The sequence below is a fragment of the Sphingobium sp. TomTYG75 genome, from assembly GCF_054771635.1.
The window spans coordinates 403,124-417,500 of record NZ_BSRE01000002.1 but is presented as its reverse complement, the minus strand read 5'-3'; the positions used below and the strand labels follow the sequence as shown (position 1 = coordinate 417,500).

Sequence of the window (14,377 nt, the reverse complement as noted above, 5' to 3'; positions counted from 1 at the left end):
CCGGATGCCTACAAGCAGTGGGAGGGTCCTTGAGACCTGACCGCGTACCTCTTGCATAATGGGTCTGTGACTTAGTGTATCAAGCAAGCTTAAGCCGTTAGGTGTAGGCGCAGCGAAAGCGAGTCTGAATAGGGCGACAGAGTTTGATGCATTAGACCCGAAACCCGGCGATCTATGCATGACCAGGTTGAAGGTGCGGTAACACGCACTGGAGGACCGAACCGTTTAATGTTGAAAAATTATCGGATGAGTTGTGCTTAGGGGTGAAAGGCCAATCAAGCCGGGAAATAGCTGGTTCTCCGCGAAATCTATTGAGGTAGAGCGTCGAATGATTGCCGTTGGGGGTAGAGCACTGGATGGTTGCGGGGGTCGCGAGATCTACCAATACTAACCAAACTCCGAATACCAACGAGTCTAGTTCGGCAGACAGACGGCGGGTGCTAAGGTCCGTCGTCAAAAGGGAAACAGCCCTAACCTACAGCTAAGGTCCCCAAGTCACGTCTAAGTGGGAAAGCATGTGGAACTTCCAAAACAACCAGGAGGTTGGCTTAGAAGCAGCCATCCTTTAAAGAAAGCGTAACAGCTCACTGGTCTAAATAAGAGGTTCTGCGGCGAAGATGTAACGGGGCTCAAGACGTGCACCGAAGCTTAGGGTGTGATCGTTTACGATCACGCGGTAGCGGAGCGTTCCGTAGGCCGTTGAAGCGATCTGGTAATGGGTCGTGGAGGTATCGGAAGTGCGAATGCAGACATGAGTAGCGATTAACAGTGTGAGATGCACTGTCGCCGAAATTCCAAGGGTTCCTGCTTAAAGCTAATCTGAGCAGGGTAAGCCGGCCCCTAAGACGAGCCCGAAGGGGGTAGTCGATGGGAACCACGTTAATATTCGTGGGCCTGGAGGTGTGTGACGGATGGCGTAAATGGTCTGGCCTTATTGGATTGGTCCAGGCTGTGAAGTTGTCCCAGGAAATAGCCCCTCCGTATAGACCGTACCCTAAACCGACACAGGTGGAATGGTAGAGTATACCAAGGCGTTTGAGAGAAGTATCCTGAAGGAACTCGGCAAATTGCCTCCGTACCTTCGGAAGAAGGAGGCCCCACATCAAGGCAACTTTTTGTGGGGGGCACAGGCCAGGGGGTAGCGACTGTTTAGCAAAAACACAGGGCTCTGCTAAGTCGGCTTCAAGACGACGTATAGGGCCTGACGCCTGCCCGGTGCCTGAAGGTTAAGAGGAGGAGTGCAAGCTCTGAATTGAAGCCCAGGTAAACGGCGGCCGTAACTATAACGGTCCTAAGGTAGCGAAATTCCTTGTCGGGTAAGTTCCGACCTGCACGAATGGCGTAACGACTTCCCCACTGTCTCCAGGATATGCTCAGCGAAATTGAATTCTCCGTGAAGATGCGGAGTACCCGCGGTTAGACGGAAAGACCCCGTGCACCTTTACTGCAGCTTCAGAGTGGCATTAGGAAAGAACTGTGTAGCATAGGTGGGAGGCTTTGAAGCGATGACGCCAGTTGTCGTGGAGCCATAGGTGAAATACCACCCTGTTGTTTTCTGATGTCTAACCTCGCACCGTTATCCGGTGCAGGGACCCTCTGTGGCGGGTAGTTTGACTGGGGCGGTCGCCTCCTAAAGAGTAACGGAGGCGCGCGATGGTGGGCTCAGGACGGTTGGAAACCGTCTGTTAGAGTGCAATGGCATAAGCCCGCCTGACTGCGAGACTGACAAGTCGAGCAGAGACGAAAGTCGGTCATAGTGATCCGGTGGTCCCTCGTGGAAGGGCCATCGCTCAACGGATAAAAGGTACGCCGGGGATAACAGGCTGATGATTCCCAAGAGCTCATATCGACGGAATCGTTTGGCACCTCGATGTCGGCTCATCACATCCTGGGGCTGGAGCAGGTCCCAAGGGTTTGGCTGTTCGCCAATTAAAGTGGTACGTGAGCTGGGTTCAGAACGTCGCGAGACAGTTTGGTCCCTATCTGCCGTGGGCGTCGAAATTTGAGAGGAGTTGACCCTAGTACGAGAGGACCGGGTTGAACATACCTCTGGTGTACCTGTCGTCCTGCCAAGGGCGCAGCAGGGTAGCTATGTATGGACGGGATAACCGCTGAAAGCATCTAAGCGGGAAGCCTCCCTCAAGATAAGATTTCTTCGAGCGGTCGTAGACCACGACCTTGATAGGCCGGATGTAGAAGTGTGGTAACATATGGAGCTAACCGGTCCTAATTGCTCTGATCGCGCCTGAGAGTCCCACCATCAATGACAATGCTGGAAACAGCGTCAGCCATTGAGCGTGGTGATCACCTCAAGCCAGATAACAAATACAAACACCAATACCGTGCACGGCATCGATTATAACCCAAAGCGCAAGCTTCATTGCTTGGTGACCATAGCGTCTGTGACCCACCCGATCCCATCCCGAACTCGGCCGTGAAACCAGACTGCGCCGATGGTACTGTGGCTCAAGCCCCGGAAGAGTAGGGCGTCGCCAGGCATTGAAGCTTGCGCTTTTGGAAATAAAAACCCATCACATGTTCACAAAAGGGCGGCCCATAAAGCCGCCCTTTTGCCTTTGGTGACGCGGGATGGAGCAGCCCGGTAGCTCGTCAGGCTCATAACCTGAAGGTCGCAGGTTCAAATCCTGCTCCCGCAACCAACGGTGTACCACTTAAAGGCCCAGTTCCATGGAACTGGGCCTTTCGTGCGTTCTGAACCTTGACGCTTCCAGCAACAGCAGCCTCAGTAAGCGCGACCATTTGGAACAGGTCGCCGTGCAACTCTAGTCGGCGATGCTTGCCGCCCCGGCAGTTGCCCGCGTGGACAACCACACCCTCGATCAGTGCGCGGATCGCGCTACGCGAGACATTGGCCTCACGCGTGGCCAGATGCTGCTTGAGTTCGGCGATAGCGGTGCGGTAGATAGCTTCGTAATTGGTAGGGAGGCGGATCACCGTGCGCTCCGGCAGCTCCGCCAATTCGCGTTCCAGCTGTTCCTCTTCGACCTCCAGCTCCTTGAGCCGTGTGGTGAGTGAGCGCGGTGCAGCCTCGTCCTCCTCGACCCGGCGGAGAATTTTGGCGGCGCGTTGACGCGTCTCGACCAGCGCGTCTTCGAGTTCATCGCGGCGGCCATAGGCCGCACGCTGCTCCGCATCGAGCTCGCGTTGAAGATGCACAGCGAAGCGGCAGATGATGTCTGGAGTGAGCAGACGGTCCCGCCGGCCGGACAAAGCCCGCTCTTCAAGATGGTTGCTGGTGATCGAGCTGTTGCTACACGCCTGCCTATTGGCGGCCTTGCACCGCCGCCGACCGCCGACGCTGACGAAATCGTCGCCGCAGACGCCGCAGCGCACCAGACCGCTGAGAAAAATAGGCAGCTCGCTTGGCGCCAGCAAGTGGATTTCCGATGAGGCCGAGGTTCACGTCCCGAGCCGCGCGGGCTTCCGCCTGGCGAGCTTTGACCCGGTCCCAGAGCTGCTGATCGATGATGCGCAGATCTGGTTCCTCGCGCACAATCCATTCGCTTTCCGGATTGAGGCGCGGGCGGCGTGAGAAGCCGCGATTCTCGTTCGGAATCTCGACCCACTTGCGACGGCTGAAGACGCGCCGACTGAACTGATGCGGTGGATGCCTCCCTTCGCCCGGCATCGTATGATGCTGACTAGCGCCATGGTGGCGCGCGAAGGAGGAGCATATGTCGGACGCACACATGCTGGCGATCGATCTGGCAAAGCGGAGCTTCCAGGTCTGCGCGACCGATCAAGCAGGGTCGGTTCTATATAATCGGACGGTCTCTCGGTCCAAACTGGAGGCTTTGCCCAAGGGTCAGCCTCGCTGCATCGTCGCGATGGAGGCTTGCGCGACGAGCCACTTCTGGGGCCGGTTTGCGGGCGCAGAAGGTCATGAGGTTCGGTTGATCCCACCGATCTATGTAAAACCGTTCGTGAAGAGGCAGAAAAACGACGCGGCAGATGCGGCGGCCATTGCCGAAGCAGCTGTGCGCCCGAACCTGCATTTCGTGGCGGTAAAGAGTGCGGAACATCAAGCGCGGGCGGTTGCCTACCGAACCCACCAATGTTTTGTCAGTCAGCGTACGCAGACCATCAATGCCCTGCGAGGGCACCTGGCCGAATTCGGTCTGGTATTCCCCCAAGGCGTTCCTCACCTGAAAGATATCCGCGCGACGGTGGACAACGATAACATCGACGTGCCTGCCAGTATCCGGGATATCGCACGCCTTTACCTGGAGCACATCGACGCCCTCTCTGCCAAAATCGACGAACTTTCGTTCAGATTACGAGAGGCTATAACGGTCAGCGCCGAGCTTCGCCGCCTCTGCACGGTACCGGGTGTCGGACCAGTGACCGCCGGCGCGATCATGGCCTTCGCGCCAGACCTGCGCACATTTGGCAGCGGCAGAAACTTTGCGGCATGGCTCGGCCTGGTACCGAAGCAGCGATCGACGGGTGGGAAGGCGCGGCTCGGGTCCATGAGCAAAATGGGACAAAGCGACATTCGCAAGCTTCTCGTTGTCGGTGCGATGAGCAGGATTCGATGGATTGTTCGCAAAGGCGTTCTCCCCGACAACTGGCTGGGACGGCTGATGGCCCGCAGACCGCGGATGGTGGTTGCCGTCGCGCTGGCGAACAAAATGGCGCGGACAATCTGGGCGATGATGACACGCGAGGAAGACTACCGTTTGGCGTGAATGGCGTAACTGCCATAGCGCTCGGGGCCTTGGTCCCGGCAAGGAGATCGACTGATATTATGTGGCAAGGACTTCAATGTTCACGGTGCGGCTAACCAGTCCCGGGGCGAGAGCGAACCAAGCTCGCTGAGCCGATGTGGCCCGGATCGTTCGAACTGCATAACGGCCCGTGGCGTCAGCAAGCCACACCAGAGGCCTGACACACGACCGATGAAGCGCTCTGCCGAGCAAAGTCAGAAAATCACCTTGCAATCTGGGAGGCATCCACACACGCGCCGGGTTTGCCGGAGGCATAGGGTTGTGAGTCACGCTGCCCTACCGATGTTGTCTGCGGCAGCATAATATTGATCTTCGGCTTCGGCAGGCGGGATGTTGCCGATGGGCTCCAGCAGTCGGCGATGGTTGAACCAATCGACCCACTCGAGCGTGGCATATTCGACAGCTTCGAAGCTGCGCCACGGTCCTCGCCGGTGGATCACCTCTGCCTTGTAGAGGCCGTTGATCGTCTCGGCCCAAAGCATTGTCGTAGCTGTCGCCGACGCTGCCGACCGAGGGCTCGATCCCAGCTTCTGCGAGGCGCTCGGTGTATTTGATAGACACGTATTGCGACCCGCGGTCGCTATGATGGATGAGGCCGCCCCGATGGGTCGGCCGTCGATCGTGAAGCGCTTGTTCCAGGGCATCGAGGACGAAACTGGCATGAGCCGTCCTGCTGGCCCGCCAACCGACGATCCGCCTGGCGTAGGTGTCGATGACGAAGGCGACGTAGACGAACCCCGCCCAAGTCGCGACATAGGTGAAGTCCGACACCCACAGCATGTTCGGCGCTGGCGCGTAGAACCTGCGGTTGACGTGATCGAGCGGGCACGGCGCGGCCTTGTCGCTGATGGTCGTGCGCATCGGCTTGCCACGGATCACCCCTGCCAAACCCATCTCACGCATCAGTCGCGCAACGGTACAGCGGGCGATCGGAAAGCTCTCCCGCATCATCTGCCGCCAGACCTTGCGGACGCCGTAGACTGCAAAGTTCTCGGCGAACACGCGGGCAATCTCAGGCTTGATCGACTGGTCCCGTTGAGCCCGCGCCGACAGGCGTGTCGGATCGCGACGCTGCGCGACGCGCTCGTGATATGTCGATGGGGCGATCGGCAGAACGCGGCAGATCGGCTCGATCCCAAAGGCATCGCGGTGATCGTCAATGAAGGCGATCATCGCCTGAACGGGCGGTCGAGCTCCGCCTGGGCAAAATGGACATGTAACGGTTTTGTGCCGGTCACTTATCTCATTATGCCACCTTGGCTTCGAAGGCGAGCGGGCTAATGCCGCCCAGATATGAATGGCGACGACGGGCGTTATAGAAGCCGTTGATGTATTGGAAGATGGCAGCTTCTGCCTGCCGTCGCGTTGGCCAGCGCTGCCGCCAGATGAGTTCCGCCTTCAGGGATTTGAAGAACGTCTCGACGGAGGCATTGTCGTAACAATTACCCTTGCCGCTCATTGATGGACGCAGGCCATAGGCCTGCAGCTTTTTCTGATAATCGTAAGAACAATATTGGCTGCCGCGATCCGAATGGAAAAGGCAGCCCTCTGGTGGCTGGCGCAGGCGTACCGCCATATCCAGTGCCCTGATCGCCAAATCCTTCTTCATCCTGTCGCTGACAGCCCAGCCCACGACGCGGCGGCTATGCAGATCGAGGATGACAGCGAGGTAGAGCCATCCCTCCGACGTCCAGATATAGGTGATGTCGCCGGCCCATTTACGGTTGGGCGCATCGGCGGCGAAATCGCCGTCCAGCCAGTTTGCCGCGACACCCAGGCGATGGTGGCTGTCTGTCGTAACCTTGTGTTTGCGCGTGCGGACCGGCCTGATCCCGTTGATGTTGGCTACGCCGCCCTTCGGGTCATAAGGCGCTCACCCACATCGAGCCCCACCTCTTTTAACTCCATCGTCATGCGAGGACGGCCGTAGCTGCCAAGGCTCAGCCTGTATTGTTCGCGGATATGAGCCAACACCTTCATGTCCGTCCGGCCCCGGCAACTGATCGGGCGCGAGCGCCAGGAACGATAGCCGCGTTCACTGACAAGCATGACACGGCAGAGCAGTGCAACGGGCCAGCGATGCCGCCAGCTATGCACGAAAGCGAACTTCACGGCCTTTGGCTCGCGAAGAACTGCGTGGCCTTTTTTAGGATTTCCCTCTCCTCCCGCAGCACGCGGTTCTCAAGGCGAAGCCGTTCATTCTCGCGCGCCAGATCTGCTTGCGGCGCTGAAACCAGATCACTGGGCCGATACTGCGACACCCACTTGTTCAGCGTCGATTTGCCAACCCCCAAATCCAACGCGACCCGCTCCCGCGGCAACCCACTGGTCAGCGCAATCCGCACCGCCTCCTGCTTGAACTCCTCGCTATGTTTGATCATCTCGTCGGTCTCCTTGAACAAGCTTTAAACTCTCAAGTGACCGGCACAAAACCGTTACATGTCCAGTACAACCATGGAGATGGCGGTAATCGTGACCAGCCGAATGCTGCCAAGGCGCCACACAGCATCTCGACCTGGCCACCGTAGGTGCGCCTGCGCCGGACAGGGCCCGCTCGGCTTAATGCCGGATGCAGGCTAAAAACCGTCAGGGATATCCGTCAGCGGCTCAAAGAGTTTCACCAGTAACGGCCTGTATCCAGGCACTGTTGCCATCGTCGCATGGCGCGCATCTTTCCTGTCGTGTCGGAGGAGAGAGCAGCGTCTGCCTGATATTTCTGCTGACATTCCACCTTGCGGCTGGCTGCGGGCGCCGTTGTAGTGGCAGGCTTAACAACCGCAGAACCCAGCAGCGCCTTCATCTCGGGCGAGGTAGCGAGTTGGGGCGCGGTTTGGCCATCCTTGTTGCGAATATTCCGCTTAGCTCCGTGATCCAGAAGGATCTTGGCCAAGGCAACCCGATCCCGATCGGCTGCATGGTGAAGTAGCGTCCAGCCATATTGATCCTGATCGTCAACGCCTACACAGTCCTCGATCAATCCGACGAGTTCGTCGGGATGATTGTACCAGATCGCATCCTTCGCTTTCAGAAACGGGCGGATGGCAGGGGAGCGCCCGTCATTCACCGGTTCCGAGCGCACCATGGCGCACATGCCATTTCCACCAGACGTAGTTGGCTGCGAGCGGACGCCCGCAGCGGCTCCCACCTGACCCGTTATTCCCGCTACGGTCGAAGCTTTGGCCATGGCCTTGCGGATCTCTGCCTGCACCATGGTACCGATAGCCATCTGATAAGGCGTGCTGCCGGATCTTGATTTTAGGCTTGGATCGGCACCGCGAGCGAGCAGCGCTTTTACCATCTCGAGATTGCCGGCGTCGGCTGCATAGTGAAGAAGGCTATATCCCTCCTCGGTTTGCATGTTCACATCGAACTGCCCGCTATCGACAATATTCAGCGCCTCAGCGTTTTGTTTAACACCTAAATAATAACGTGCATCTTCGAAGGGATCGCCGGCAACAGCGGCAGAAGCCATACATAAGGCCGTCAGCCCGATCATCATTCTACGGATCAACTTATCTACTCCCCAGAGTGGCGCACCCATCCCTTGCCACCTCGTTCAGCGAGGTGCGGTCGCAATACGCGCGTTCATGACTGTTTCCTGCACCGCCGCCACGCGCCGCGAGTGCAGAACCCGGCGATCGCCGCAGTAAGGGCAGCTGAAGCGGTTCCTGCCAGAAAGACGAGGAAACCGATCAAAATTCAGCCGGCCCATGCGGCTCCGCCGCCCGCGCTCGCGCAGCAACGGACACTTGCAACCGCGTAGGCGATGGGGGCTAATGAACCTACGGTCGCCGTGAAAGCCAAGGCGGCCGAGATCTTCGCCATCCTCCCGAGATGCAGCTTCAGTTTTGCACCCAAACTTTCATGTTCGCGCCGCCAGCCGAGACGACGTTCGCCCCTCCGGCTGACACAACATTAGCGCCGCCCGCGGAAACGACCCCTGCGCCACCGACAATCGGATATTTCTGGCCGTTAAATTCCACAACCGCCGCACCGTCCTTGACGTGGACCTTGGCTCCCGCAGGTACGCGCATATCGACCTGCTTCTTACGGTGATAGGGGAATTGCGGCCCATTATTATTGTCCCAGGGAGCGCAGCCCCAGACGAAGATGTTGACCACGCCATTGCATCCAGTGCCAGCCTCAGCCGGTACGATGGCCAGGCCGGTTGCCAAAAGAGCTGCAGCAACTGCAGCGGCGCGAACATGGAAACGCACAGAATTCCCCCTGTAGTCATAAAGCAGACAAAATCCAGTAAGTCTCTTTTAGCAGTTGGAATGTCAAGTAAAAGTAAAAAGCAAGCAGCGTTGCAAAAGAAAGCCAGTCTCCTGGGTACTGAACCTCAAAGCGAAATCGTTGAGTACGTCATTCCGATTATTAAAATAGATCAATGATCTTGATTAATCCGGCATACTGTTCAGCATTATCTCTTAGAATTGATCGGATCTCTGGCGTCATTATGTGGGACGCAACGGAACTTCAAAACTGGTTTCGCAGTTTTCCCCGTCGCGAAGCACTGACGGCAGAGCGCGCCCCCGGAAACCCTCGGCACCGCAAGCGCTGTCAATTTCCGGCCTGCTGCATCAGGGTAATCTGACGGGATCGTGATTATGAATAAACGGCTGGAAGCGGGAACGCTTACTCGGCCTGAACGAGCATGTGTCGTGCTGGGCGTTCTCAAGGCGATTTTCTCCCGAAAGCGCTATAAAGTTAGCGCTGCCGACCTTGCGGTCAGCAGCGCCGTTGCGAATTCAAGAGTTCTCGTAGAGCTTGCTATTAGAAGGCGAAGCGCACGCCAACGTTGACGTTGTGGCTCTGACCTCCACCAAATTCGCCTTGATAAGCGCCATAGAGGCTGAGTCCCGCAGCAAGGTCATAGCTAGCGCCAGCGCCAAGCGTTGCCATGGTTTCCTTGCGGCCCGCCCCGATGACCGTGAACCGTTCGGCGTTGCCGACAAACCCCGCGCGAGCGGCGGAGCGTTCACCTTCGAGCTGGTGACGCAGACCTACCGATGCCCATGGGTGGAACATCGTGCTTTCACCAATGCCACCCTTCAGCTTGATGGCGCCGTCGACAAAGGTCGCGCTGGTCTTCTTGCCATCCACAGACAGGGCGAAAGCGGCGCTGCCTGTCTCGCTCGCCGAGCCACGACGGGTGGAGATATGAGTGACGCCCACTTCGGGATGGACCCCCCAACTGCCCATAGGGAAGCTGTAGCCGACCGTACCGTCGAGCACCAAGCTGCGGAGGCGATAGTCGCCGGAGAGGGCGGTGGCGCCGGGTACCGCCCGGCGGGTGTTCGCCTCGCTCCAATCATAGGCGATCGTCACTGTCCCGTCGAAGCCACCGCTCATGAAATGACCCGAAAGACCTGCAACCAGGCCATCGGAGTTCGTCCGTGCACCAAGGCGCGCGATCGTCTGGCGACTGTCGATATAGCCTATGAACGCGCCGATGGATCCGGTCGCGCTGCCAAAGCCGATACCACCAACGACACCATAGCTGTGGCTCTTGGCCGTCGATGTGCCAACTGAACCACGACCTTTAAGCGTGCGCCAGTCGCCCAGACCCTGCGCAAAGCTGAAGAGACCCGCTGTCTCGCGCGTGGTTTCGGCAAGCCCTGCGCGGCCCGCCTTCGCTAGTGCCAGTCCCTGCTCCACGCCAAGTTGAGACGCACTGGCATAAGCTTCGGGCGTCAGCTGCCCGAAGGCCGCTGCATTCGCGGTGCCACCGGTCAACAGTGTCGGAACGGCATTGATCAGCGCAGTGCTCGCGGTTCCCGCGATTAGCAGGTCGTTGACATAACCGACAGCAGCATTGGCCTGGGTGGAGATCCTGGTGGGCGCCACGAAGGTGCCGAGTAACTGCAAGGTGGAGCCATTGTTGCGGAGGACGCCTACAATGCCCGGATCACGATTGACGATGTCAAAGTCGCCAGTGATGGCGCCGCCGCCGTTCACCACGATCAGGTCACGCGACGCGCCAGGTGTCAGCGAGCCGGTGAGATTGACAGTCGTGTTATCGCCGATCGTTACCGAGCCGCCATTGACGATGATCTGATCGCTCTGCCCGATAGGAACGAATTCGAAGGTGGTGGTCGTGCCGTTGGCGATGGTCAGATTGCCATTGATCGTCATGATAGCAGGAGATGCGCCCGGCGACAGCGTGCCGCCCGTGCCGATCGTGACGTCGCCGCTCACAGTCCCTGCGGTGCCGAAAGTACCGCCGCTGGTGACATCAACCGATCCGGTCAGGGTTGATCCTGCCTGACCGATGAAGCGGCCGCCTGAAACGGTTACTTCCTCGACATTGAGGTCGCCGGTGAAGCTGTTGACGCCAGCTGTGTTATTCACCTGCTCGAAGCCGGTGAACGCCGAACCGTCGATCGTCGTCTGGGCCGCATAGCTGCTGCCGGTATTGAAGGCGAGGACATCGGTGCCGCCGCCTGCAGCAACCGTGCCGCCGAAGCTGCCGCCGGTGCCGATCGTCAGCATATCGGCGCCCGCACCAAGATCGACATTGCCCGAGATAGTGCCGCTATTGACGAGGCTGTCGGTGCCGCTTCCAGCCACGACATTCCCGTTGATCGCCCCGCCCTGGTTGCTGATCGTGTTCGCGCCGTTGCCGGTGATGATGTTGCCGGTGATGGAGCCGCCGGTCGCGTTGGTCAGAAGATTGTCGCCTTCGCCAAGGTCCACATTGCCAACGACCTCGCCGCTATTCGAGATGCTGACGCTTTGCGTGCCGCCGCTGATCGCGGTTTGACCCGGCGTCACGACGATGCTCGACCCTTGAGTCAAGTTCAGCTCACCACTGCTGGAAACGTTCACCGTCTGCTGAACGACGACCTTACCTGTACCAATGATCTTCTCGACTTCAAAGCTGGCGAACAGCTGACGGAGTGATGGATCAATCGACCCGGTGTAAGTCGTACCGGTGATATCGAAGGAAAGCGTGTCCTCCCCCGCGCCGCCATCGACCGTTCCATTCAGCACGGCTGAGCTCAACAGGTGCGTGAAGCTGTCATTGCCCTCGCCCATCCGTACCGTTCCGGTGATGGTGCCCGCATTGACGATCGTGTCATTGCCCTCGCGCATGTAGATATCGCCGCTGATCTGCCCGGCATTGTCGATGCGGTCATCGCCAGCGTTCAGGTCGATCGAGCCGATGATGACGCCGGTGGCGGTGTTCGTCACATGATCGGTCGAGGGCAGGTAGCCGCTCTCATCCTCAAGCTGATCGCCGCTGGTATGGATCGCCCCTGCAAGATAGCCGTTGGGCTGGCCGATCGCATTGTCGATGATCGGCGTGTTGGGGAAGTAATCGGTGCCAGCGCCGCCCTGGATAGTGCCGCTGTTGACGATGTTGACCGTCTTGGCCGCGACAGCAACAGCGACAGTGTGGCTGCCTTCGGTATTGGCGACCGGACTGTAGACCCAGACCGGTTGCGGAATGCCCTGGGGCTGCGCACGCACCACAGCGGTGAGCCCGCCGCCCGCCTGGATGAGCCCGCCTTCCAGATTCTCGATGTTGACCGTGCCAGCGCCGGTACTTTCGACGTCTACGCCCAGCGCCGCGATCTGCGATACATAGGCGGTGTCCTGTCCAAGGCCAATGAACTGGCCCGGTGTTACCGTTGCGCCTCCGGTCGCCTTGATCGAACCGCCGTTAACCAGATTGACTGTCGCGTTGGCGGCCGGAATGCCAACAAGCTCATCATCGCCAGCCTCTACGCCGAGAACAAGGCCCGAGCCACCCTTGTCCTGACCGAGGATGTTGCCGCTGTTGTTGAACGTGATCGTTTGGCTTTCGTCGGTCTCGGACTCCACGTCAAAGGCCGACATGCCGCCAAAGCGCGGCGGATCAGCCTGATTGATGGCAAGTTCGGTGCGCGTCACAGTGCCGCTATTGTCAAAGCTCGCCACTCGGTTGGCGATATTCACCTCGGTCGCGCCTTTGATGATGCCTGTGTTGGTGAAGGCAAAGTTCTCGGCGGCGATGTCCACGACATCGTCGTCACCCGGACCATCATCCTGCAACAGGCCAGTGCGGATGAGCAGTGCCTGACCGCCCTCACGCGCCGAAGCCGTGATCGTGCCGTGGTTTTCGAAATTGAGATTCGCAGAAGCGACCGCGGCGTAGAAGCCGTCCCTGATCTCACCATCCGCCGTGTTGATGATGGAGGCGTTGTCCGCGTTGAATTCGTCGTTGGCATTGGGCAGCACCAGGTCCAGTGCCCCGACTTGAAGCGTCAGGCCACGCTGGAAATAGCCATTAGTATCAGTTCCCGCGACTAAGCCGCTGTTAGTGAATGAGAAGACATCCGCCGCAACATTGGCATCCAGTCCGCCGGTGATGATGCCGCTATTCTCAATGGTTGCACCCGCCAGAGTGGTGGTCTCGAGGGCCTGGCGGATTCGGACGGCCGCGTTCACGCCACTATCAAATTCCCGCTCAATGTCCGTTGTGAAGGAGCGCGAGCCGGTGAACGTCGTCTCGATCGTTCCTGTATTGCGGAACTGGAAATCATCCCCTGCCGAAGTCGTGATGATCGAACCGATGCCGCTGGTAGCGAGGTTGATCTCGTCATTGTTGACGAAACTCGCCGCAGCGATCCGGATGTCGCCATTGATGGTGCCTTCGTTGATGAAGCTGGTCAGCGCATCGCCATAGGTTGGCGTGTAGAGCGGAACTGTGCCCGGCGGCACATTGGAGCGCTGGAAGGTCGCAAAGCGCTGCTGATAATAGCCGATCGCAGCCGGAACGATGGTCACGCCCTGCGGATAGAGGCCGGCAGTGTTGAGCAGGTTGATCGTGCCATTGTTGACAACATTGCCATCGCCCATCAGGCTGATCGATGTTCCCTGTCCTGACAGCGTCAGCGTGGTAGCAGCGCCTCGCGCCTCGAACCCTTCGATTTCGAAGGTCGCGGGCAGCGCGCGTGCGCCGAGCTCAAGCGACTGTGACTGGCTGTAGCTGTGCGTGTAGATGTCGATGCCGCCACCAGCGGCAATGGTTCCGTTTACCCCGTCATCGCTGCCGCGCTGGACAAAATTGGCGGTGCTGAAGCCCGTACCGAGCTGCAGATTGCCGTTCAATGTACCGCCATCGGACACATAATAATAAACCGCGCCAGCCAGTGGGTTTTGAGGCGCGGTAGGGGTGGGTTCGACATAGGACACATTGCCATTGATCGTGCCAGCGTTGGTCACATTGAAGCTGAGCAAGGGAATGCCGGTCCGGGCAGGCGCTATGATCGCGTTCGTACTCCCGCCAACGGCCCCACCGCTCGCATTATTGACCGCAAGCACGACGGCCTGACCCGCGCTGATTGCCGGATCGCCAGCGATCGTGCCGCTGTTATTGACGATGATGGCGGTACCCAGTGTTCCGGTGATCGGCCCTGTCGATCCGCTATTGCTAATGACGCAGAGTGGACCGGCGCTGCCGTCGGGACAGGTCAAGGTCGACGCCTGTTGCGCAAGAGCGCTGCTCGCACCAAGCGCGAGAACACTGACGCTCAGACCAAGCCCAAGACGAATAGGCGCGCGCACAGAATTTCTGCCGATCATGTAAAACCCCCTCCAGACGATTGGGAACGGGGATAGGCAAAACGCATTCCTGTTCG

The 14,377-nt window shown here is 58.8% G+C and carries 5 protein-coding genes, 1 tRNA gene, 2 rRNA genes, 4 pseudogenes and 1 other annotated feature (1 of these 13 only partly in view); of the genes and pseudogenes, 5 read left to right on the top strand and 7 right to left on the bottom strand.

Features of this window, described 5'->3' with window-relative positions:
* The 4 genes from ACYU81_RS15610 to ACYU81_RS15595 form a co-directional block, all read left to right on the top strand.
* Positions 1 to 2,250: ribosomal RNA gene (locus tag ACYU81_RS15610) — 23S ribosomal RNA — on the top strand; it begins 564 nt to the left of the window's first position.
* Positions 2,251 to 2,383: 133 nt separating this feature from the next.
* Positions 2,384 to 2,498 (top strand): 5S ribosomal RNA (rrf, locus tag ACYU81_RS15605).
* 85 nt (positions 2,499 to 2,583) lie between these two features.
* Positions 2,584 to 2,660 (top strand) — tRNA-Met (locus tag ACYU81_RS15600).
* A gap of 160 nt (positions 2,661 to 2,820) precedes the next feature.
* Complete coding sequence (locus tag ACYU81_RS15595; protein ID WP_460988527.1) at positions 2,821 to 3,036, top strand: hypothetical protein; 216 nt, start codon at positions 2,821 to 2,823, stop codon at positions 3,034 to 3,036.
* 261 nt (positions 3,037 to 3,297) lie between these two features.
* Here ACYU81_RS15595 and ACYU81_RS15590 read toward each other — a convergent pair.
* A pseudogene (locus ACYU81_RS15590) lies at positions 3,298 to 3,354 on the bottom strand (hypothetical protein); the annotation flags it as partial.
* Between the two features lie 142 nt (positions 3,355 to 3,496).
* Positions 3,497 to 3,649, bottom strand: a pseudogene (locus ACYU81_RS15585) (hypothetical protein); the annotation flags it as partial.
* Between the two features lie 46 nt (positions 3,650 to 3,695).
* Between ACYU81_RS15585 and ACYU81_RS15580 the strand changes: the two are divergent.
* Complete coding sequence (locus ACYU81_RS15580; RefSeq protein ID WP_460988526.1) at positions 3,696 to 4,709, top strand: IS110 family RNA-guided transposase; 1,014 nt, start codon at positions 3,696 to 3,698, stop codon at positions 4,707 to 4,709.
* 305 nt (positions 4,710 to 5,014) lie between these two features.
* On the opposite strand, the pseudogene ACYU81_RS15575 reads toward ACYU81_RS15580, so the two are convergent.
* The 5 genes and pseudogenes from ACYU81_RS15575 to ACYU81_RS15555 form a co-directional block, all read right to left on the bottom strand.
* Positions 5,015 to 6,095, bottom strand: a pseudogene (locus tag ACYU81_RS15575) (IS3 family transposase).
* Positions 5,847 to 5,963: a sequence feature (AL1L pseudoknot), on the bottom strand. Its footprint overlaps the pseudogene before it by 117 nt.
* A pseudogene (locus ACYU81_RS15570) lies at positions 5,995 to 7,129 on the bottom strand (IS3 family transposase). Before ACYU81_RS15570 ends, ACYU81_RS15575 begins: the two co-directional pseudogenes overlap by 101 nt.
* Positions 7,130 to 7,365: 236 nt before the next feature.
* The gene (locus ACYU81_RS15565) at positions 7,366 to 8,247 is read right to left on the bottom strand and encodes an ankyrin repeat domain-containing protein (protein ID WP_460988525.1); all 882 of its coding nucleotides are present in this window, start codon (positions 8,245 to 8,247) and stop codon (positions 7,366 to 7,368) included.
* Between the two features lie 343 nt (positions 8,248 to 8,590).
* A complete protein-coding gene (locus ACYU81_RS15560; protein ID WP_460988524.1) occupies positions 8,591 to 8,923 on the bottom strand; it encodes a hypothetical protein in 333 nt (110 codons plus the stop codon).
* Between the two features lie 601 nt (positions 8,924 to 9,524).
* Complete coding sequence (locus tag ACYU81_RS15555) at positions 9,525 to 14,321, bottom strand: autotransporter domain-containing protein (RefSeq protein WP_460988523.1); 4,797 nt, start codon at positions 14,319 to 14,321, stop codon at positions 9,525 to 9,527.
* Positions 14,322 to 14,377: the final 56 nt, after the last annotated feature.

What these genes read in the sequence shown, in the direction of transcription:
- ACYU81_RS15580 (WP_460988526.1), top strand. Translation starts at nt 3,696, where the DNA reads ATGTCGGACGCACACATGCTGGCGATCGATCTGGCAAAGCGGAGCTTC.
- ACYU81_RS15565 (WP_460988525.1), bottom strand. Translation starts at nt 8,247, where the DNA reads ATGATGATCGGGCTGACGGCCTTATGTATGGCTTCTGCCGCTGTTGCC.
- ACYU81_RS15555 (WP_460988523.1), bottom strand. Translation starts at nt 14,321, where the DNA reads ATGATCGGCAGAAATTCTGTGCGCGCGCCTATTCGTCTTGGGCTTGGT.